This window comes from Seonamhaeicola sp., from assembly GCF_028281565.1.
Classification (GTDB): Bacteria; Bacteroidota; Bacteroidia; order Flavobacteriales; family Flavobacteriaceae; genus Seonamhaeicola.
Window position 1 is genome coordinate 422,435 of the sequence record NZ_JANQJQ010000021.1, and the last position, 23,657, is coordinate 446,091.

At 37.2% G+C, this 23,657-nt stretch carries 14 protein-coding genes; 9 read left to right on the plus strand and 5 right to left on the minus strand.

The window, feature by feature from the left end:
- Positions 1–5: 5 nt before the first annotated feature.
- The 4 genes from Q0983_RS11625 (at position 6) to Q0983_RS11640 (ending at position 6,482) form a co-directional block, all read left to right on the plus strand.
- Positions 6–2,225, plus strand: a complete 2,220-nt coding sequence (locus Q0983_RS11625) for a glycoside hydrolase family 3 C-terminal domain-containing protein (RefSeq protein WP_299553132.1) — start codon at positions 6–8, stop codon at positions 2,223–2,225.
- Positions 2,226–2,306: 81 nt separating this feature from the next.
- Entirely contained in the window at positions 2,307–3,611 is a 1,305-nt protein-coding gene (locus tag Q0983_RS11630; RefSeq protein ID WP_299553135.1) for a sulfatase-like hydrolase/transferase, read from the plus strand.
- A gap of 7 nt (positions 3,612–3,618) precedes the next feature.
- The gene (locus Q0983_RS11635) at positions 3,619–4,956 is read left to right on the plus strand and encodes a family 43 glycosylhydrolase (RefSeq protein WP_299553138.1); all 1,338 of its coding nucleotides are present in this window, start codon (positions 3,619–3,621) and stop codon (positions 4,954–4,956) included.
- On the plus strand, positions 4,956–6,482 hold the full coding sequence (locus Q0983_RS11640) for an arylsulfatase (RefSeq protein WP_299553141.1): 1,527 nt from the start codon (positions 4,956–4,958) through the stop codon (positions 6,480–6,482). Before Q0983_RS11635 ends, Q0983_RS11640 begins: the two co-directional genes overlap by 1 nt.
- Positions 6,483–6,577: 95 nt before the next feature.
- Here the strand turns inward: Q0983_RS11640 and Q0983_RS11645 are convergent, their stop codons facing one another.
- Both Q0983_RS11645 and galB read right to left on the minus strand, forming a co-directional pair.
- Positions 6,578–7,417, minus strand: coding sequence for an alpha/beta hydrolase (locus Q0983_RS11645; protein ID WP_299553144.1), 840 nt, complete (start codon positions 7,415–7,417; stop codon positions 6,578–6,580).
- 180 nt (positions 7,418–7,597) lie between these two features.
- A complete protein-coding gene (galB, locus tag Q0983_RS11650; protein WP_299553147.1) occupies positions 7,598–10,036 on the minus strand; it encodes a beta-galactosidase GalB in 2,439 nt (812 codons plus the stop codon).
- 346 nt (positions 10,037–10,382) lie between these two features.
- Here galB and Q0983_RS11655 point away from each other — a divergent pair, with 346 nt between their 5' ends.
- Positions 10,383–11,930: an alpha-L-fucosidase gene (locus tag Q0983_RS11655; protein WP_299553149.1), complete on the plus strand. Its 1,548-nt coding sequence runs from the start codon at positions 10,383–10,385 to the stop codon at positions 11,928–11,930.
- A 145-nt stretch (positions 11,931–12,075) separates the two neighbouring features.
- Here Q0983_RS11655 and Q0983_RS11660 read toward each other — a convergent pair whose 3' ends face one another.
- Both Q0983_RS11660 and Q0983_RS11665 read right to left on the minus strand, forming a co-directional pair.
- Positions 12,076–13,575 (minus strand): sulfatase-like hydrolase/transferase, encoded by a 1,500-nt coding sequence (locus Q0983_RS11660; RefSeq protein WP_366141006.1) that lies wholly within the window; start codon positions 13,573–13,575, stop codon positions 12,076–12,078.
- 97 nt (positions 13,576–13,672) lie between these two features.
- Positions 13,673–17,857, minus strand: a complete 4,185-nt coding sequence (locus Q0983_RS11665) for a two-component regulator propeller domain-containing protein (RefSeq protein WP_299553152.1) — start codon at positions 17,855–17,857, stop codon at positions 13,673–13,675.
- 595 nt (positions 17,858–18,452) lie between these two features.
- Between Q0983_RS11665 and Q0983_RS11670 the strand changes: the two genes are divergently transcribed.
- The 3 genes from Q0983_RS11670 (at position 18,453) to Q0983_RS11680 (ending at position 21,417) form a co-directional block, all read left to right on the plus strand.
- Complete coding sequence (locus Q0983_RS11670; RefSeq protein WP_299553155.1) at positions 18,453–18,617, plus strand: hypothetical protein; 165 nt, start codon at positions 18,453–18,455, stop codon at positions 18,615–18,617.
- Positions 18,618–18,687: 70 nt separating this feature from the next.
- Entirely contained in the window at positions 18,688–20,730 is a 2,043-nt protein-coding gene (locus Q0983_RS11675; protein WP_299553158.1) for a sensor histidine kinase, read from the plus strand.
- A 12-nt stretch (positions 20,731–20,742) separates the two neighbouring features.
- Positions 20,743–21,417: a response regulator gene (locus Q0983_RS11680; protein WP_299553162.1), complete on the plus strand. Its 675-nt coding sequence runs from the start codon at positions 20,743–20,745 to the stop codon at positions 21,415–21,417.
- 134 nt (positions 21,418–21,551) lie between these two features.
- Here the strand turns inward: Q0983_RS11680 and Q0983_RS11685 are convergent, their stop codons facing one another.
- Positions 21,552–22,331 (minus strand): hypothetical protein, encoded by a 780-nt coding sequence (locus Q0983_RS11685; protein ID WP_299553165.1) that lies wholly within the window; start codon positions 22,329–22,331, stop codon positions 21,552–21,554.
- 148 nt (positions 22,332–22,479) lie between these two features.
- On the opposite strand from Q0983_RS11685, the gene Q0983_RS11690 reads away from it, so the two are divergent.
- Positions 22,480–23,514, plus strand: coding sequence for a tyrosine-type recombinase/integrase (locus Q0983_RS11690; protein WP_299553168.1), 1,035 nt, complete (start codon positions 22,480–22,482; stop codon positions 23,512–23,514).
- The last annotated feature ends 143 nt before the right edge of the window (positions 23,515–23,657 follow it).

Here is a 23,657-nt window from a genome sequence, read left to right on the forward strand (position 1 = left end):
ATGCCATGAAAAAGGCAGTCAATACGTACACACTAGTTTTTATATCCTTTTTTTTAATCTCTTTTTTAGGTTGTAAAGAGAAGGAAAATAACCATACAGAAATTGTTGAGTTACCGGCACCCAGGTTTCCTTGGGAAGACACATCACTTTCAATTGATGAAAGAGTAGATGCGCTTGTAAAAGAAATGACTTTAGAGGAAAAGTGCTCTCAAATGTTGGATGTTTGCCCTTCAATAGAACGCTTAGGGATTCCCGAATATAACTGGTGGAATGAAGCTTTACACGGTGTAGCCAGAAATGGTAGGGCCACTGTTTTTCCACAGGCTATAGGCCTTGGAGCTACTTTTGATGAAGATCTAATACTTCGGGTTGGAAATGCTATTTCTGACGAAGCCCGGGCAAAATACAATGAAGCTATTAAAATAGGTAATCGCAGTAGGTATGCAGGACTAACATTTTGGTCGCCTAACGTGAATATTTTCAGGGATGCCCGTTGGGGGCGTGGTCAGGAAACTTATGGAGAAGACCCGCATTTAACCAGTAGAATTGGGGTGTCGTTTGTAAAGGGGCTTCAAGGCGATGATCCAAATTATATTAAGGCGGCAGCATGTGCTAAACATTACGCGGTACATAGTGGACCTGAAGAGTTGAGACATGAGTTTAACGCCGTAGTTTCAAAAAAAGATCTATATGAAACCTATTTGCCTGCATTTAAAGCACTGGTTCAAGAAGCTAATGTGGAAGGGGTTATGGGGGCTTACAACCGAACTTTAGGAGAACCTTGTTGCGGCAGTCCGTATTTGTTACAGGATATTTTAAGAGATGATTGGGGGTTTGATGGTTACATTGTGTCCGATTGTTGGGCTATTAATGACTTTCATTTGTATCATAAAGTCACTAAAACAGCAGAGGAATCGTCAGCTTTAGCTTTAAAATCAGGAATAAATATTAACTGCGGAAATGCTTTTAATGTGTTAAAAAGTGCTTTAGATCAAGGACTAATTACAGAAGCATTAATTGATAAAAGATTAGAAGAAAACTTAGTAACACGTTTTAAATTAGGATTGTTTGATCCGGTTGGCTCCGGCCCTTATGATAGTTTAGATGCTTCAGTTGTAGATTCTGAAGCGCATAGAAAAATAGCCAGAGAAGCTGCTCAAAAATCAATTGTATTGTTGAAGAACAAAAACAATATTCTTCCGCTGGATAAAAATATTAAAACCCTATATGTAGTTGGTCCACATGCCTCAAGCGAAGAAGTGTTGTTAGGTAATTATTACGGGTTAACAAGCAGCACACAGACTATTTTAGACGGGATTGTTGGTAAGGTAAGTCCGGGAACAAGTATTAATTATAAATACGGGATGCTGCCTTTTAGAGATAATGTAAATCCCATTGATTGGTCTACAGGTGAAGCGGGAAAAGCAGAAGCCTGTATTGCGGTTATGGGTATTTCGGCATTATTAGAAGGTGAAGAAGGCGAAGCTATTGCATCCAGTGAAAAAGGAGATAGAACAAAGATTAAATTACCTCAAAATCAGATAGATTATATTAAAAAGATTAAAAGTAAAACGGATAAACCATTAATTCTTGTTTTAACAGGAGGTAGTCCAATCGCCATTCCGGAATTACATGATATAGTTGATGCGGTTTTATTTGTTTGGTACCCTGGTGAAGAAGGAGGCAATGCTGTAGCCGATATTATTTTTGGCGATGTGCCACCTTCGGGAAAACTACCAATCACCTTCCCAAAATCAGTGGATCAATTACCGCCTTATGAAGATTATAATATGAAAGGCAGAACCTATAAATACATGGCAGAAGCCCCTTTATATCCTTTTGGTTTCGGATTGTCCTATACCTCATTTGAATACAAAAATTTAAGTATTGATGATGCTTTTAATGTAACTGTAGAGATTTCAAATACAGGGAAATTAGCTTCAGAAGAGGTAGTGCAACTATATATAAGCTCACCTAAATCCGGGGCAGAAGACCCCATTTTTGATTTGAAATCTTTTAAAAGAGTGTCTTTAGAACCTGGAAAAAGTGAAAAGCTGACGTTCAAATTGAACAAGGCTACTTTCAACCAGTTTGATGACAATGGAAAAGAAGTTCTTAGGGACGGGGAATATACTATTTATGTCGGCGGTTCATTGCCATCACAAAGAAGTGTGGATTTAGGAGCTTCAATACCGGCAAGGATTAAAATGGATGTAAACAGGTGATATGTACATTTGTAATATAAACTAAAACATATGTAGGGTTTATTTGTTTTTACAAAACCTAGCTTTGTAAAAACACCACTCATGAAGCAGCTATTAGTTTTAGTATTCCTTTTTAGTTTATCAACTTTTGCCCAACCTAATATTATTTTAATTGAGTCTGATGATCAGAGTAATCTGGCGGTTGGTGCTTACGGATTTGGAAAAATCAATACACCTAATATTGATTCTTTAGCAGAATCCGGCGTGTATTTTACCAATGCATACAATATGGGCTGTTGGTCACCAGCCGTTTGTATACCCAGCAGAACCATGTTATTTAACGGTGTACACTTGTGGGAAGCTTCTAAAATTAACAAAACCAGAGTTCCGGGACCGTCACTTACCGAAAGATTAAAAGGCAGGGGCTACGAAACTTACTTTACAGGGAAATGGCATGCCTGGGGAAAATCGGCTAAAGAAACATTTGACCACTTCGGAACTATTACACCAGGGCAGTTAAAAACATACAATGCACCCGAGGGGCACTATACGGATATAGTGGGGAACGAAGCGGTATCTTTTATAAATGATGCTGCAAAAAAGGATGATCCGTTCTTTTTATATGTTGCCTTTAACGCGCCTCATGTACCCCGTCAAACGGAGCAAAAGTATTACGATATGTACCCAAAAGATGAGGTTGTATTACCGCCTAGTGTGAAGAAAGGCCCGTTACATCCTCAGATAAAATATAATTATACCTCAGCACCCTTAAACCCTAATACCATGCGAGGACGTTACCAGCAAAATAATGCCATGGTAACGCATATGGACGATAGAATAGGCGATATTTTAAAAGCATTGAAAGAAAAAGGCCTTTATGAAAATTCTATCATCATTTTTATGTCCGATCACGGTATCAGCTTTGGAGAAAACGGCGTAGCCGGTAAAGTGTGTTTATATGATGTGAGCGCCAAAGCACCTTTAATAATTAAAGGCCCTGGCATACCAAAGAATATAAGGCTACGACAGCGTTTGTATTTGCAGGATATTTACCCAACTATTTTAGATTTTGTAGGTGCGGATATTCCCGATTATATGGACTTTAAATCCTTAAAGACTGTCATAGAGAAACCATCTGAAGATGACGTCTATAATTCCATTTATCTGGCCATGTTTGATGATCAAAGAAGTATCATTCAGGATGATTATAAACTGATCATGTATCCGAAGGCAAAAGTAGCAGAACTGTATAATCTTAAAAAAGACCAATGGGAAACCAATAATTTAATGGTAAAATCGAATTCAAAACCCATTGTAAAAAAGCTTTTAAAAGCGTTTGTACAATGGCAACAAGAAACCGGTGATGCCTTAGATATCAGGTTAGCGTTTCCGGAATACTTTAACTAAAGCAAAAATGAAAAAAAGTCTGATCTTATTAGCAGTCAGTATAATGTTACAGAGTGTAACATCACAAAATCCTTTAGTAACACATATTTTTACTGCAGACCCTACAGCTCGTGTATATGATGGAAAATTATACGTATATCCATCCCACGATATTGTACCTCCGAAAGGTACGGAAGCACCGCGGTTTTGTATGCCTGATTATCATTTGTTCTCTTTAGAAGGAGGTAATACATGGAAAGATTATGGTATTATTTTAGATCAAAACGATGTGCCTTGGGGAGCGAAAAATTCTTATGGCATGTGGGCACCGGATTGTATTAAAAAAGGTGATACTTATTACTACTATTACCCGGCAAAACCAACTGATGGTTCGGCGTTCAGGCGTATCGGTATTGGAACGTCTAAAAGTCCGACAGGGCCTTTTAAATGGGAAGCATCTTATATAAAAGGTGTTAGTGGCATTGATCCCGGTTTATTATTGGATGACCATGGTAAGGCATACTTATATTTTGGCGGCGGAAAAGAATTGTTTGTAGCACCGCTAAAAGACAATATGAAAGAAATAGCTGCCGATCCCATAAAAGTGGAAGGGTTACCTGCCGGGTACAAAGAAGGGTCCTTCTGTTTTAAAAAGGACGGTAAATACTATTTTACGTTTGCGCATGTGTTTGCCGATGAAGGCTATTCGATAGGATATGCCATCAGCGATAACCCCTTAGGGCCGTTTGTTTACCAGGGAAAAATAATGGATAATATTAGTAACGGTACCAATCACCATTCTGTAGTGAATTACAAAGGTAGATGGATATTGTTTTATCACTATTGGCAAATAAGCGGTTATAATAAATTACGCTCCATGTGTGCCGATTATATGGAGTTCAAAAAAGATGGTACCATTAAAAAAGTAAAGCCCACCATGCGCGGTATTAATTCACCTACTATTGGCGAGGAAATTCAGGTTGACAGACATAACGGTATACATAATGCTAAAACAGCTTTTGTTGGAGGTGATGAGCCTTTGGGTTGGATGGTTTGTGATACTAAAATGATGAGCCATGTACAATTTAACAGCGTAGATTTTGCCGATGGTTCTGCCACTAAAATGCAGGCCAGAGTGGCTTGCGGACAACGTATAGGCCATTTTGAAGTACGAATAGGGAACTCTAAGGGGAAATTAATTGCCAAGTTCCCAATTGAATATACCGGTGGTTGGAGTTCCTGGGAAACTATAGAGACACCATTGCTTGAGAAGGTTACCGGGAAGCAAAACATTGTGGTTGTTTTTCACTCTGACTGGGGGTCTGATAAGGCCGTAAATTTAAATTGGTTAAAATTGATTAAATAATGATGAAAGTAAAAAGATTAGCGATTGTATGGTTCGCCATTTGTTGTTCGTTTGGTTATGCACAACAACCTAATGTCATAGTAGTATTAGCAGACGATATTGGTACCGGTGATATTTCGTATTATAGAAAAATGCACTCCAATAACATTATTGTAGAAACGCCAACACTTGATAAATTATCTAAAGAAGGGATTGTTTTTACCGATGCCCATTCTCCGGCAGCATTGTGTGCACCAACGCGTTATGCCATTATGACCGGAAATCACTGTTACCGTAGCTATGCGCCCTGGGGTGTTTGGGGGTGTTATCAGCCATCACCTATTGAAAGGGATCAGCTTACTTTGGGGAAACTAATGAAGCAAGCCGGTTACAGAACCTCATTCTTCGGGAAATGGGGATTCGGGATGGATTTTGGTAGAAAAGATAATCCTGATGTTGTGTATAGTAGCCCCAGAAAGGAACATGAAACCGACGTGGATATTTCAAAAGTGATTGACAGAGGCCCCGTCCAGAATGGGTTTGATTACAGCTATATGTATCCTGCCGGGATCCAGGCAGAACCTTATGCAGTGTATGAAAATGGTGTTATGGAACCTTTAAAAGAAGATTCCGAAATCATTCTTATTACCAAAGCATATGGTAAAAACCTTGGTTTTAAGTTAGATAAGAAAGAAGGACTGGGTGATAGTAACTGGAATCCGTTTAATGCCAGTGAATTGTTGGTTGATAAGGCTGTTAAATTCATTGAAAGAAATGCCAAAACAAAAGAGCCATTCTTTATGTATTACTGTTCTCAGGCGGTACATAAGCCCCATACACCTTCAAAATCTTTAAACGGAACCAAAATAGCGGGAACCACACCTTCAAATCATTTGGATATGGTTAAGGAGTTGGATGTTCAAATGGAAATGTTGATACAAACCTTGAAAGCACAGGGTGTTTATGATAATACCTTGATCATTTTCACTTCGGATAACGGAGGATTACAAGTTAAGCCAACCATTCAATTCGGACATAAATCGAGTAACATTTACAGAGGCGGAAAAAATCAGGCCTATGAAGGCGGGACCCGAGTGCCGTTTATTGCCTGGTGGCCAGGCAAAATTAAGGGAAAACAAATATCAGATACACCGGTTTTAGGAATTGACGTTATGGCTACTTTAGCAGCAGTCACCAGTCAAAAGCTCGGGGAAAATCAAGCTATGGATTCTTCCAACTTATTGCCAATTATGCTTGGTAAAAAGAATGTTGAACCGCATGACTTTTTAATCACTCAAAGCGGCACCAGCAAGCGTGTTATGATTACTGATGATGGGTGGAAATTAATTATTCAGGTTGATAAAAAGGATAAAACCGATGCTACAAGAACGCCTTTTGCACTGTTCAATTTGAACAATAATGTTTCGGAAAATGAAAATCAAAACCTTATCAACAAACCAAAATATCAAGCTAAGGTTAAAGCACTTTTTGAGAAATACAATAAGACGCGAGATAGTAAAGTAAAAACTAGGTCTGAAATATACTAGAATTGTCATTCTGAGGTACGAAGAATCTCATCCATTAATAAAAATAGAGATTCTTAACTATGTTCAGAATGACATGCTTTGGATAGTCTCGTTTTTTATTTCAAGATTTTTTCCAGCCAGTTTTCTGCCAACCTGGGCCACATTTTAGCAGCTTCATTTCCCGGGCGTAGACCATAACCATGTCCGCCGTTTTGTATAAAATGGAGATCCACAGGAATTTTATGATCTCTTAAAGCCGTGGTCATGACTAATGCGCTATTGCCGTATTTGTCATCTGCCGTAGCGAAAATGAAAAAAGGTGGTGCATTTTCAGGAATTTTAATTTCCGGGGTCAGGCTTCTGTTTTCGCCTTTATCTAAATAGGCTGGATATATTAAAACAGCAAAATCAGGCCGGCATGATATAGCATCTATGGCATCACTTTTTTTATAAGAATCCGATGTGAACAGGGTAGCGGCCCTGGCACTCAAACTACCACCGGCTGAAAACCCAAGCACACCAATTTTATCAGGGTCTATGTCATAGGTTTCAGCATTATGTCTGATCATTCTAACAGCTCTTTGGATATCATTTAAGGCTCCCAGTTGTTTTTGTGGTACCCGGTAGTGTAAAACGAAAGCCGTATAGCCCAAACTATTTAACCACTGTGCTACCTCGGTACCTTCCAGGTTTGTAGAAAGTACGCCATAACCACCGCCGGGGCAAACTATAACAGCACCTTTAGATTTATGGGCTTTTACAGGTTTAAAAACTAAAAAGTCCGGATTGGTTACTTTTGAATATCTGATAACCTTGTTCTTTTTGTTATCGGATATTTCATGAGCCTGTTTCGGCTCTGTTTCGTTAGGGACATCGTTAGGCCATAAGTAAACATTGGATTGTGCTATAACTACTTGCGTGAAAATTAACGTGATTAAAACGAATACTTTTTTCATCTGTTTATTTTTATTGTTTCTTAATTTGTCATACTTCGACTAAGCTGAGCACAGGAATGTAATTCGCCATTAAACATTTAACTCCACAGTTTTTATTATTTTATTTGGAGTCGTTGAACCTTTGGTTTCAGTGGGTATTACCGTTTGATTATTATGGCTCATTTCATAGGAATACACTACTTATTTAGTTTCTATTGAAATAGTTTTATCTGCTAAGCCATCTGATGATGTAGTAATATTGATGGTCCCCCCAGTTTCTTCAGATTTAACAATCAACAAGCATTTACCGCTAAAGGCTTTTCTCTGAGGCGCTCTAAAAGACGCTAACGAGGTTTGGTCACCATTACCAACAGCGGCTAAAGTACCGGCACCTTCAACTTTAAAATTAATTAAGTTATCAGCTTTCGGGCATAAATTCCCGTTTTCATCCAATACACTAACACTAATAAAAGACAGGTCTTTACCATCAGCAGTAATGGAACTCCTGTCAGCTTCTAATTTAATTTTAGCCGGCTTTCCGGCTGTTTTAATTTCTTTAGTAGCAGCTTCCTTACCGGCTTTATACGCCACCACTTTTATTGAACCGGGTTGGTAGGGAAGATGCCAGGATAGCCTGTATTTTGTTTTATACATACCTTTTTCAAACTCATGATATTCCGAAGGAATTTCAGTGAAATCTTTTCCTTTGACTTTTTTACCGAATGATTTTCCGTTTACAAACAATTCCACTTCGTCACAGTTGGTATAGGAAAACACAGGGATCATGTCACCTTCCTGTCCTTCCCAGTTCCAATGTGGCAGTACGTGTACCATAGGCTCAGAGGTCCACTGACTTTGATACAGATAGTAGCGGTCTTTTGGGAATCCACATAGGTCCACCGGTGCAAAATAGGATGAACGTGATGGCCAATCGTCATTCCAATACCCGTTGGTGGAGTTATCCCTTCCGCCGTATGGTGTTGGTTCGCCTAAATAATCAAAACCGGTCCATACAAACTCTCCAAGGGAGTTAGGTTGTTGTTCCAGAGCATCGAACTCAATATCGGGAGCATAAGCCCAGGGTGGGCCAACCGTAACATCGTAACTGGACACGTGGTTGGTTTCATGTTTTTCTTTAAACTCAATCGGCAAATGATAGATGCCACGACTACTGGTTTGTGATGAGGTTTCGGAACCGTAAACGATCATTTCAGGGTTTTCTTCAACAATTTTTGAGTAGGTGGTAGGCCAGTAGTTCATACCCACAATATCCACATAGTTTGCCAGTTTATTTTTAAAGGGAGCCGGATAGTAGTTAAAACCAACCGTAGTTGGCCTTGTATGGTCTTCATCATGGCAAATATCGGTTAAATGCTTAGTGAGTTTCCAGCCATCAGGTTTTCCCTGCTCAAGAATTTCGTTTCCAATACTCCACATAATAACGGAAGGATGGTTCCTGTCACGTTTTATCATATCACGTAGATCTTTTTCATGCCACTCATCAAAGTATTTATGGTAACCGTTAGGGACTTTACCAATTTTCCACTCGTCAAAAGCCTCATCAATAACTACAATACCCAATTTGTCACATACTTCTAACATTTCGGGGGATGGGGGATTATGACTGGTACGAAGCGCGTTAACGCCCATACTTTGCATAATTTGCATTTGGCGTTCCGTAGCTCTGTAATTAACGCCTGCCCCTAAAGGCCCTAAATCATGGTGCATACACACCCCATTAAAGATTACTTTTTTTCCGTTTAAAAGAAAACCATCCTGTGTGTTAAATTCGATGGTTCTGACGCCAAAAGGTGTTTCGTATGCATCAACAATGTCATTTCTAATTCGTATCGAACTATGAGCCGTATATAGATAAGATTTATTAATATCCCATAGAGTTACATTTGAAATTTGAGCCGTTTCCGAAACCACTTTTTCAGAATTGGCATCAAGGATAACTGTGGATTCACTTTCAGTTACTACATGTCCACCGGCATCTTTTATAACCGTTATCAGGATAGCTTCCGTACTGCTACCGGATGTGTTTTTAATGGTAGTTTCAATGTTAACATCTGCATTACCTTCAGCAACCTTTGGAGTCGTAATGTAAGTGCCCCATTGGGGGATATGAATCGGGTTATTGATTTTCAATCTGACATTCCTGTAAATACCGGCACCGGCATACCAGCGCATGGATAGATCTTCAGGGGCTAATCTGACGGCGATTACATTGTCACCGCCAAAATTGATATATTCCGTTAGATCAAACTCAAAACCAATATAACCATAGGGCCTTTCACCAATATAGTGTCCGTTTAAGTACACTTTAGAATTACTCATGGCACCATCAAATTCCACGGATATTTGTTTGCCTTCTAAAGATTTGTCAATAGTAAAATGTTTTCTGTACCACCCAATGCCGTGAACCGGCAATCCTCCTGTTCGGGCATTGTATTTGCTATCAAAAGGGCCTTCTATAGACCAATCATGGGGTAAGGTGACTTTTTGCCAGTCAGAGTCATCAAAGTTTATCGTTTCTGCTCCCGGATTACTGTCTTTCTGAAATAACCATGCTTTGTTAAAATCCTGATCAGGAATTGCGCTTGAAATGGGGTCTTTAGATTTACATGAAGTGATCAATAATGTTGAGGTAAAAAATAAAATGAAATTCAGCTTAAAAGAATGCACTGTAAATAGGTTTTTGATTATCGTAATTTTATTCTAGTAAATATACTTTATTACTTTATTAAAACTTAAGATTTACATATATGACTTAAAGATAAACACATTTGTTATGTTAAAACCTATGCAAAGGAAATCAAAGAAGTTCTAACAATCATTTTATGAAAAAGGGCAGAAGTTTGGACATATGTTGTGTGAATTAATACAAAAGGCGTATTGAATATTGATAAAAAATATGAATTTAGCGTTTGTTAATTACCTCAGAGAGGTAGAGAAGTTATCTAACCAAAAAACGAAATGATTTATGTCTTTTAAAAAACACTATGTCTTAATGCTACTTTCGGTTCTTGTTTTATCGTCTTGTGGTAAAACGAATAAAACAGATGTGGCTAATGTAACCGAAAAGGATACAAAAAATATTTATGAACCTAATTGGGAATCCCTGGCCAAGCATAACGCAGACCCTGAATGGTTTCACGACTCTAAGTTGGGGATTTATTTTCACTGGGGAGTTTATAGTGTGCCGGCATATGGCTCAGAATGGTATCCTTATAGATTGTATCGTGTAAACGAATACCCTGACTATAAGGAGTATCATGAGAAAAATTACGGTAAGCTGGAAACGTTTGGTTATCATGATTTTATCCCAATGTTTAAGGCTGAAAAATATGATGCTGAAGATTGGGCTGATTTGTTCAAGGCTGCCGGAGCTAAATTTGCCGGGCCTGTGGCACAGCACCATGATGGATTCGCCATGTGGGATAGTGAATTAAATCCCTGGAATTCCGCTGATATGGGACCTAAAAAAGATATTACCGGTGAAATATTGACGGCTCTTAAAAAACGTGGATTAAAAACCATGACGTCTTTTCACCATGCCAGACTGAGACAACGTCATGATGGCGATTCAACTAAATGGGACACTTATAATAGTCATTTTGCCTATCACCCGGATTATCCTACGTCTTCTGAAGATGCCGATTTAAAAAAGTTCTATGGTAATATGCCACAAGAAGACTTTGACCAATATTGGTTAGATCAGGTAAACGAGGTAGTTGATAAATATTCTCCGGACATCTTATGGTATGACGTATGGTTAAATCACGTTGCAGAAGATAAAATTCAGGAAATGTCCGCGCACTTCCTGAACAATGGACTGAAAACCGGACAAGAGCCTGTTTTGATTGCAAAACATGATGACTTACCAAAGAGCATGAGTGTTTTAGATATTGAGCAAGGCGGAAAGAAAGATGTATCTGAAAAAGTATGGATGACCGATATAACCGTAAGTGACAAAGGAAGCTGGTGTTATACTCACGGACAAGTATATAAAACACCTAAACTTCTGCTTAGAAATATGATTGATGTTTGGAGTAAAAATGGGGTGGTATTGTTAAACATTTCTCCAATGGCTGATGGAACCATCAATAAAGAACAACGTGACCTGTTGACTGAGGTAGGGGATTGGCTAAAAACCTATGGTGAGGCTGTTTATGGTACCAGACCATTTCATATTTACGGTTTTGGACATGCTAAAGCCGAAGATGGCGCACATGGCGGACAATCGGCTAAAGTGGAATACACAGCCGGCGACATACGCTTCACTACTTCTAAAGATAAAAAATCGCTTTACGTATTCCTGCTTGGAAAACCGGAACCAGGTACAGAAATTAGTTTGGGTAAATTAAACGACATTGGTTACGGCCCGGCTACTCCTGTTAAGCGTGTTATTGAGTTAAAGTCCGGAAAGGAAGTTAAATGGGAAAGAACAGAACGCTCACATTCGTTTGTAATCCCGGAGGATGTTGAGTTAAGTGAATTAGCCAATGTTTTTAAAATGGAATTGTTATAATTGTTTTTTAGTTAGTCATATTGTTTAGTAAAAAACCTCGCTAATTAGTAGCGAGGTTTTTTTGTGAAAAATAACTGATTTAATACTACTCAATTTACTTCTTATCAGAAAAACATCGTTCGTACTAAACCTGATTTGGGGTTTATTATAAGGCTATTATAGACGTTAAATCTAAAGGATCGTTCATGTCCTTTTGAAGTTGAACCAAATCTTTAAATAACGCCTCAACTTTATCTTTATAGGCTTCGTTATCCGCTAAGTTATTCATTTCTTCCGGATCATTGGCCATATCGAATAAGAGTACTTTTTTAATTTTAGGATAGATGATCAATTTAAAACCATCTTTTCTGATCATACGTTGCAGGTCTATATACCCGTTATAGATAGCATCATAACTGCTTTCAGATTGCTTTCCGGAAGCCAAATCCAAAACACTGTTAAAGAACACATACCCGGGTTTTTCAATATTTGCTATGTCTAAGCCGGTAGCCATGGCATCCTGTAAATAAATAGCTTCGGTGACTTTTTTATTCTCAGGAATGTTTGGCCCCGTGATCATGAACGGTGCTCTAATACTATGGTCAAATTGTGATTGCTTTCCAATGAGTCCGTGTCTTCCGGCAGCTAAACCATGATCAGCCGTAAAAATAATATAGGTGTTATCCATTTTTCCGGTGGCTTCCAATCGGTCTAAAATTTCACCGATCTGAACATCTAAATGGCTAATAATGGCGTAATATTCCTGAATGTGTACTTTGGTAGCGTATGCCGTTCTGGGAAAAGGTGCTAAGGCTTCATCCCTAAGGTTAGGGCCACAACCCATATCATCTTTAAAAGGATACTCCGGTAACCAGCTTTCAGGCAGGCTTATATTTTCTAATGGATATTTATCTATAAACTCCTGCGGCGCTTGCCTGGGGTCATGTGGAGCGTTAAATGCCAAATACATGAAGAACGGGTTATCACTTTTTTCGGCTTTATCAATAAAGCCTAAAGCGTCATCTTTTAAAACCTCACTCCAGTGTTTACCGCCTTCCCAGAAACCTCCAAATTTGGGGTCAGTAGGAGACCAGGTGGTATCTTGTTCACTTAATGGCCTGTTATAGCCAACAGGCATTAAAGTAGCCGGATCTGTATCCGTGCCCTTAATGTCTTTGAATTTTTGGACCATTTCCGAATGTTCCCAGGCATCATCAGGCATACCGGGTCTTATATGCACAACGTTCTGAAATACACTGTCTGCCTTAGCATCTATATGCCATTTACCGGTCATATAGGTATCATAGCCGGCACCTTCCATAAGTTTACTCCAGGTTTTATCCAGTTCTTTATTGTTTATCCAATTTTTTCTAAAATTATTTACGTCCCAAACCGTTCTGCCCGAAAGAAGCATGGCTCTGGAAGCTGCGCAAATAGCACCATTCCAGGCACCCATATTGTATGCATTTGTGAAAGTGGTACCATGAGTCACCAGTCTGTCCAGATTAGGGGTTTCAATTTCATTGTTCCCTAAGGCGTTAATGGCAGAATAGGTCATGTCATCAGCAAAGATGAAAACTACATTTGGCGGACTGGGAGTTTCTTCTTTTGAAGTTTTACATGCAAAAATTGACAGTAGTAGAAATACTAATAGAAGTCTTTTCATTTTAAATTTTATTAAGATCGGTTTTGAACTTGATAAAATTAGTTAAAAAACCCGGTGATCAGGTGTAAAGTATGTTCAATATTCAGTAATAAATGATTTATTCTTCAGCTTCCTGGATCGTTTTAGCCTTTTTTTGATTCTGACTAACATATTCGCTTGGAATAACGCCGAACTGTTTTTTGAAACACTTTGCAAAGTACGAGGCCGTGTTGAAACCGGTCATGTACATGATCTCTTTTACCGAATAATCACTTTGTTCAAATAGTTGAACGGCTCTTTTCAATTTTATATTTCTGATGAACTCGCTTGAAGACAGCCCCGTAATTTCCTTGAATTTTGAATACAGATTACTTCGGCTATATCCCATTTCTTTGACCAGCATTTCAACATTAAAATCGGTATTCATCATATTATCCTCCACAATGCTGATGGCCTTTTGTAGGAACATTTCATCCAGGGATGTTACCGTAACTTCTTTAGGCTGCAAGGTTATTTCTCTATTGAATCGTTTTCTAAGATCGTCTCTGCGTTTTAAAATGTTGCCCATTTTTAGCTCTAATAATTCAATATCGAATGGTTTTCTGATGTAGCCGTCGGCACCAATTTTTCTACCTTCAATTTCACTTTCCTGAGACAATTTAGCGGTTAGCATAATTACCGGGATATGACTGGTTTCCTTTTGGGTTTTGATATTTTTACACAGATCATAACCATCCATTTCCGGCATCACAATATCGGTTAAAATAATACTGGGCATCAGTTTATTGGCCAATTCCAGCCCCGTTTTTCCATTATCGGCTTCATAAATGGAATAATGTTTACTTAAAGCCTGTTTTATGAAAGTCCTGATATCATTATTATCATCAACAACTAATACAATGGGGAGGTTAGACTTGTTTGTAGATAAGTTTTGGTCAATTATTTCATCATTTATACTGATGGCTGCAGATTCGGTTTCAGACGAACGCACATAGAAATCCACATCATCTACATCTTTACAGGTTATTTCAGGGATACCTTCATAAACCCGTTTCTCCATTGGAAGCTTAAAAGTAAAAACGGTTTCCACGTTGGGTTCACTTTGTATATCAATACTTCCCTGGTGCAAATCAACTAAACTTTTAGTAAACGAAAGCCCAATTCCCACACCTTTTTGTTTCTTCTTTCCTGCTTTATTATCTGTATAGAATCTTTCAAAGATGTTTTTGATTTTGTCCTTGTCTATACCCATGCCGTTATCAATGACTTTTATGACAACATGTTTGTTTTCATCCTCAAAAATCTCAATTTTAATTTCGCCTTTTTGCGGCGTAAATTTAAAGGCATTCGACAAAAGGTTTGACATAATTTTTTCAAGAGCTTCATGGTCAAACCAGGAATCAATGGAATCTTTATGAGCGTTAACACTGAATGTAATTTGCTGTTTTTGGGCCAAGAACTGAAAAGGTTCCGTTAGTTCTTTTACAAAATGAATGATGTCACTTTTTCTTAAAACCAGGCGCATTTTTCCCTGGTTAACCTTTCTAAAGTCTAATAGTTGGTTTACCAGTCTTAGCAAATATTCGGTGTTCTTTTGCATGAGCCCATATTGTTCCTGAGCCGCTTTATTGTCAATTTCATGCCCGTTCTTTTGAAGGTACCTTAAAGGCCCTTTTATTAAAGTTAAAGGGGTGCGGAACTCATGAGAAATATTGGTGAAGAATTCCAGTTTCACCCGGTTCAGCTCATCATTCTTCTCTTTCTCAATATGCTCTAATTCTAATTGGTGTTTTTTAGTGGTTTTAATAATGGTAAACCTTCTATACATTAATAGAAGTCCAACAATTAAGGCGCTATACAGGAAATAGGCAAAGTTGGTTTTCCAAAAAGGCGGGAGGACATAAATTTTTAATTCAGAGGGCTCAGAATCCCAAATACCGTCATTATTAGATGCTTTTACTCTTAACGTGTATTGACCGGATTCAAGGTTGGTATACGTTGCAAAGCGTTTGTTGGCATTGGTATAAACCCAGTCTGTATCAAACCCCTCCAGCATATAGGCAAACTTGTTTTTGCCCGGAGCGGCATAGTGTAATGCAGCAAATTCAAAAGAAAAGCTGTTTTCGGATGGTTTTAATTCTAAATGTTCCACATTATTGATGGCTCTATCCAATAAGACCCTGCCGTTAATTTCTTCTCCAATTTTAATTTCTTTATTTGAAATTGAAAGTTTGGTAATTATGGTGTTAGCCTCAATGTCATTGTCAATAATGTTTTTCGGGAAAAATGCGTTAAATCCGTTTACGCCTCCAAAGAGCATTTCGCCATTAGCTCTTTTTACACAAGCAAGTTCTTGAAATTCATTGCTTTGCAGTCCATCATTAACATCATAATTTTTAAATGTTTCAGTCTTAGGATTGAATTTAGAAAGCCCCTGGTTTGTCGATATCCATAAATTACCTTCATCATCCTCTAAAATACCCTTGATAACATTGCTTGGAAGTCCGTCAGAAACGGTATAAGCCTTAAATGTAGGGTCTTTTCCATCATCGCTTGGTATTAATTTGTTTAAACCTCCTCCAAATGTACCAAACCATAATTGACCTGCTTTACTTTCATAAACAGCCAGAATGTAATTATGACTAATCGTATTATTGTCATTAGGGACATTTTTAAAAATTTCAAATCTGGGGTCTTTTTTCAGGGCTTCTTTTGGTGATAATTTTGATAAACCGTTTCCGGTGGCAAACCAAATATTACCTTTACTATCTTCGATGATATTTCTAATGATATTATTGGAAATACTATAAGGGTTGTTTTTATTATTGGTTAAAATATCTTCTTTGTAAGAATCCGTATTCTTAAAATAGGCATACCTGCGAATACCGCCCCTGTAGGTTCCAACCCATATATTCTTATAACGGTCTTCCATTATGGCGAAAACACTTTGTTGCGAAGTGGAGATGTCCAGAGAATCAAAGCTTTTTACATTTTTGGGATCGGTTATGTCAAGTTGATATATATTTGGGGACTCTTCTGAGCCGACTATTAATATTTTTTTATCATTACGTTCTATTTCTGTAATAGCAAATGGTCTTGATGTACGAGGAAGGTGTTTATACCCTGTATACAGGTTGTCATTATCGTTTAATAACATGTTTAAACCGCCTCCTTCAGTGCCAATCCATAAAGTTCCATTACTGTCCTCATACATAGCCCTGATCTTATCATAGCTAAGGCTTTCAGGATCCAGTGTTTTCTTTACATGCTCGAACTGTTTTCTATTGGGGTCATATTTGTTTATACCGCCCCCGTTCGTTCCAACCCATATGATTCCTGTCTTATCTCGGTATAATGATTCAATAATATTTTTACTGATGCTATAAGGGTTTCTTGGGTTGTAGGTGTAAATTTTATCTAGAACAGGTTTTTTATTTTTATGAAAGTTCTTAAAACGATATAACCCCTTATTAGTGCCTCCCCATATATAATCTCCATCTACTAATAAGCAATTATAAGAACCGGAACTTACAAAACGTGCCTTGCTTTTAGGCAGGTTAAGATCTAAAATGTACATACCCCAGAAAACACCAATTATTAATCTACCGTAATGGTCCTCTGCAATACTTAAAATGGAAGCTTTTAAATGCAGTCCAATGTCTTTGTTTACATGCTTAACTTCAATATTATTGAGATGGTCAATAAACACCTTATGCAACCCTTCCTGGGAAGCAACCCATATTTGGCCTTTGCCGTCTTCAAATACGGCAGCTGTATTATACAATGGGATATTCTTAAAACTGCGAGATTCAGCGGGTTCGTTTAAATCAAGAAAGCTTAACCCGCTATGTGTAGTAATCCAGAGCCTGTTTTTTGTATCACAGTAAAGATCACTTATATAATTATTGTTTATACTTTTCGGAGATTTTTCGTCATGGGTAAAGTGATAGAATTTCTCATCGGATTTATCAAAAAAATTGAGGCCATTACCTGTGGTACCTATCCATAAGTTGCCTTGCTTATCACCGGTGATGGTATAAGCTAAATTACTGTTGATACTATTCGAGTTATCCCGTTCCGGAGTATAAATTGTGAAACTGTATCCATCATATTTATTAAGCCCGTCATGAGTTGCAAACCACATAAAGCCTTCTTGATCCTGATAGATACTGTTTACGTCATTTTGAGATAGACCGTCGTCTGTTGTTATGTGATCAAAATAAACGGAACTTTGAGCCAAACAATTGTTAAAACCGTTTGTAAGGATTAGTGCAAAGAGCGCTATGAAATAGGACTTAGACATAGGATAAAAATAAGAGAATATCTTTTGTTCCCAAAGTTACTACTATTAACCATTAAAAAACAACGATGTAACGTTAAAATGGGGCTTTTGGGGCATTCAATCGTAGGTAATTAAAGTAAAAGGATAAAACCAAAGACATTGCGAAGTATAAAAACACCTTACTTTTATTAAGGTAATTCCTTAATTAAGATTAAATAGTTATTCATAATTTGGCAATACAAATGGTATCATAACCGTTTTATAAATTAGTAGCCTACAACAAATAATGACTCAAACGGGTTTTAGACGACTTACCAAATCCGGTAGCCCCTGTTCCAAAGCTTATTAAAGATATCACATACTTAAATAGTGAAGAAAGTCGTTTTTTTATCCTTGTTAAAACACCCCTTTTACTGGCAAAAATACCCCGTTCCCTAAAGGCCTTATCAAATGCTTTGAGGAGGCCTTTTATCGTCGTAAATTTGTCTTATCAAGAAATTTCTTTACTGATTATCAGGCTTCTAGATGTAGAATTCTGATTCAGTTACATGCGCGCATTTCGAGTTACAGCTAGCATCTGGCTCATCAAACCGATGTCTAATTAATACGAAATGTCATGAAACTAATACGTTTTATTTTTGGGCTTTTAATGTTAGTAGCCCTAAGTGTGTCTTGTACAGAACAAGACCTTAATGAAGATGATACCTTAACCACGGAAACCGAGGTTTATGCTGAAGATGAAAATGATAAACCAAAACCGCCACCACCAGGAGGAGGTTAAGAGCCTATTGAACCCTAAACGAAAGTTTAGGGTTTTTTTTTTAGTTTTGTATGGAACTAATTTCTAGCCTTTGACTGATAAAACTTTCTTCGGAATACTATTGCTTTTATCAGGTACTGTTTGTTTGGTTAGTTGCGAGCACATAACCTCTTCGTCAACTGAAAACCAATCAAATGATATTCCCGATAGCATAGTTTATTATATTAATCAATATAAAAATTCGTCTGCACCCTTAATTAAAAAGAAACAATATTTACAAAGAGCATATAACCTTAGTCAAGGCCTGCATGATACTTTAAAGTTTAATTATTTAACAGATATTTCCAATTTAATATATGATAATGATTCGATTTTGTTTAAAAAGATCAATGCTGAAAAGTTAGCATTGTCCACAAAATTAAAGGATACACTTCGAATTGGAAAAACACATTATTTGTATGGACATTACTATTATTATGTAAAAGAAAACTTGGATAGTGCTTATTATTTTTATCATGTGGCCAATAAGTCATTTACCACTCTTGGGAAGGATGTGCTTTCCGGTGAAATGTTATATACTATGGCGTGCATCAAAAATGACCTAAGGGATTATACGGGTAGTGAAAAATTGACGTATCAGGCAATAAAATTATTCAATGGTTTAAATAAAAAATCTTCGAGACATCTTTATTATTGTCATAACCTTGCAGGTATAAATTTTCAATATTTAAAAGAGTTTGATAAATCTCTACTTCATCATCTAAAAGCCTTAGAGTATCTTGATAAAACAGAATATAAAGATGATTATCAGTCCACAAGTTTTAACAACATAGGTAAGGTTTATGAAAAGATGGGAGAACATACTAAAGCTATAGAGTATTTTCAAAAAGGTCTGATGAATGAAACTCTAAAGATTGAAAACCCAAGATCATACGCCAGATTATTAGATAATTTGGCATATAATAAATTTAAAAATAATGATACAGATACTATAGAAATTTCTTTACTTTTTAAAGAAGCCCTAAAAATTAGAGACAGTTTAAAAATTATTGCTGGAATAGCAACCGCTAAAAGACATTTAGCCGAGTATTATTCATACTATAATGATACGTTAAAAGCCATTACATATGCTAAAGATGCAGAAACAATGGCTAAAAGTGTTGATGATAACGGAGATCGTTTAAAAGCATTAAAATTGTTGGCAAAACTGGATAAAGCCAATGCCGGTAGTTATTTGGAAACCTATATCCGTTTAAACGACAGCATACATGACCAAGAACGTGCTGTAAGAAACAAATCTACCAGGATCGAATATGAAACCGATGGGTATATAGCAAAAACCGAGCGTTTAACCCTTCAAAACATACTCATGGGTATTATTGGAGGCGCTTTGGTTTTAGTATTTGGGCTTCTGTATTTTATAAAGCGGCAACGGGCCAAGACCAATGCACTGCTTTATGAGCAGGAACAACAAAGAGCTAACGAAGAGATCTATTCCTTAATATCAAAGCAGCAAGCTAAATTGGAAGAAGGGCGCAAACAGGAACGCCATAGAATTTCAGAGGAATTGCATGACGGCATCTTAGGTAAACTGTTTGGAACCCGGGTAGGTTTGGGCTTTTTCTCCATTGATGGTAAAAAAGAAGAGGCAGACGATTTTAAGTCTTATTTGGAAGAACTACAGACCATAGAAAAAGAAATACGGGATGTGTCCCATGCCCTTAAAAACAACATATTAAGATCGGACGATAGTTTTGTATCGGTCATAGAACAATATGTGAGTACTCAGGGCAAAATACATGGATTTAACCATGACATTCATGCTGATACAACCATTCCCTGGGACAGTATAGACGATAAACTCAAGGTTATTTTATACAGGATTATCCAGGAGTCCGTTCAGAATATGGTTAAACATGCCCACGCCGATACTATTTCCATTATTTTTAACATGTCGTCTAAATTCTTACATTTGAAAATAAAAGATGACGGAAAAGGATTCGATATTTTTAAAAAGAGGACCGGAATCGGGCTTAAAAATATGGAATCCAGGATTTTAAAATATAACGGAACCTTTACGGTAGACTCTAATTTAGGAGAGGGGACAACTATAACAATTAGAGTTTTAGTATAATAATAATGTGACATGGAGCAATCTTTTAATGTATTAATTGTAGATGATCATCCTTTAATTGTAAAAGCTTATACAGGGGCTTTTAAGCAAGTTGAAAGGCAGGGTAAATATAGTTTTAGTATTGATTCGGCCGCTACTTGCGATGAAGCGGCATTAAGAATTAAAGGCTCTTTGAAAGGGAGCCGTTTAGGCATAGTATTTTTAGATATAAAGTTACCCGAATCCCGGGATGGTAAAATTATATCAGGGGAGGATCTGGGGGTTTTGATCAGAAGGAAGTCCAAAAAGACCAAGATAATAGTATCTACAACGTTTAATGATAACTCCAGATTAAACAGCATTCTAAAAAGCATAAGCCCTGAAGGTCTTTTGGTGAAGAATGATCTAACGCCGGAGGTTTTGGTGGAAGCTATTAAAGGGGTCATTACAGAACCGCCATTTTATTGTAAAACGGTATTAAGACTATTGCGAAAACTGTCGTCTAACGACTTTACATTAGACAGTATAGACAGGAAGTTATTATATGAATTGTCAAAAGGTGCCAAAATGAGTGAGCTACCGGATATTTTAATGCTGTCCATTGCTGCCCTGGAGAGAAGAAAACGTATTTTGAAGGAGATGTTTGATGTGGTAGGTAAAGGCGACAGGGAATTAATTAAGGCAGCCGAGGACAAGGGGTTTATTTAGTTTTAAAGTATATTAATAGCAAAAAGCCCCGGACCTCTCAATATCCGGGGCAATAGCATAATTATTTTAACCCTATTAATAAAATAATTATTACGTTAATAGCAAGGAGTAAACAAGGTTTCCTATATAATAGTCTAGCCCTGTTTTTTGTTATTTTTTTTAAACAAGCGCTTTAGAAAACCTTTATTTGTTTGTTTCGATCTGTTGATGGAATCTATTTTCTTTTGTCTTTGTTTGTTTATTTTTTTGCGGGCCTTGTCAATAGAATCGTTTCGCTTTTTTAGTAGCCGTTCTCTTTTTAATTGAACTCTTTTAATAGAGTCATTAAGGCGTTTTGTGATTCGCTCTTGTTTAATCTGAACCTTTTCAAGGGAATCTCTTTTTCTTAAAACACGCTGAATGATCCCTATGGGCTTTTCTTCTAAGGGTATATTGTTCTTATAGTAAACCGTATCTTTCTTTATATGATCAATCCACTGGCCGGTTTTAATATTTTTTCGGTAGTTACCTTGTAATGTGATGTTCCCAAAAGAATCATATGCCGTAAAATGCCATTCCCTGTAACCATGCTCCCAATATGTTTTGGTTTTTACAAGTCCGTTTTTGTGCCAGGTTTTCCAAACACCGTGCTTTAAACCATGTACAAACTCACCCTGTTCTGCCAATTGGTTAGACTTATAATATTTGGTATAGTTCTTATGTAATAAAAACCCACCGACATTGGAAACGGATTGATGTATTTTACCGGACCGGTACCAATAGTACATTTTATTAGAACTGTAGTGGTTTACTTTTTTAGAAGTGATATAACATTCTATATCGAATCCGTTTTCCCTAATGATCCTCTTTTGTACATCAGAAGAAAACGAAAAACATATTAAAGCCAGTAGGAGGGGAGCTATAGCTTGTTTCATCAGCTTTTATTATTAAACCATAAAATTATAGTTTATTACCCAGTAACAACTAAGGTTTTCCCTTAGATATACTAAGGGGTTTTAGTACTTAGATTATTTAATTTTTTTAGTTTTATTCGCTATAAACTGACAGAAATTTTTATAGTTCATGAAAAAAACCACATTACTGATTCCTTTATTCAAACAGTATATAAGAGATAGCGAAACCGGGAAACGGCTCAAAAAAAATGGCGAAAAAATAAATAAGGATACGGTAGGTAACTACTATTATGTTTTAAATAACCTGCAAAGGTTTAGTGATGATACCGGGTTTGAACTACGTATATGTGATGCTTCAAGGCTAAACAAAAGAGAGCGCCTCTCTGAAAAGAATTACTGGAAAAAATTCTATAAAAAGTTTACGGAGCACCTGTATAAAAAAGGCTGCTTTGACAATTATGTGGGGAACAACATAAAGATCATCAGAAGCTTTTTTAATTATTTAAAGTTTGATAAAGACCTGGCCACCGGTGATTATCACCAACTGTTCTATGTGCGTAAAGAAGAGGTTGATATCCTCGTCCTATCCCCGGAGCAATTAAAGTTCTTAATTCACGATGAGGTATTTCATAAAAGTTTAACGCCCGCCTTAAGGCGTACCAAAGACATCTTTGTGTTTGGTTGTACCACTGGGTTGCGTTTTTCGGATATCTTCAGGTTGACCAACAAGAATTTTGAACAGCAACACGGGGAATGGTATTTAAAGGTAAAGTCCAAAAAAACCAAAACCTACAGTTTTATTAAGTTGCCGCAGTATGCCGTGGCTATTTATAAAAAGCATAGAATGCCTTCTGCAAGAACTCCCGTTTTTAAAAATACCACCTTATTTATTTTTAACCGAAGCCTGAAGAAAATAGGAGAGCAGGCAGGCTTTACCAGCCCTATAGAAATGAAACGCGAACGCCAGGGGGTCTCTAAAACCACCCACAAAAAGCAATTGCGCTTTTGTGATAAAATGAGTTCTCATATGATGCGAAGAACCGCCATTACCACCTTACTTATTTTAGGGATGCCGGAGCATCTGGTACGCAAAATAAGCGGTCATAGTTATGCCAGCAACTCGTTTAACCGCTATGTGCATTATGCCCAGGCTTATATTGATAAAGAAATTGATAAGGTGTATGATAAGTTGGAGGCTTATTAGTTGCTCCTGTGAAATAGTATTAAACTGCTATGCAAAGTTTACAGCTTCGCATTCTTCATTCTCAATAAATCAAAAAAGCTACACTTTGTTTTAAAATGTAGCTTTCGATTATTTAAATGCTTCGAAGTTGCAAACTTCGAAGA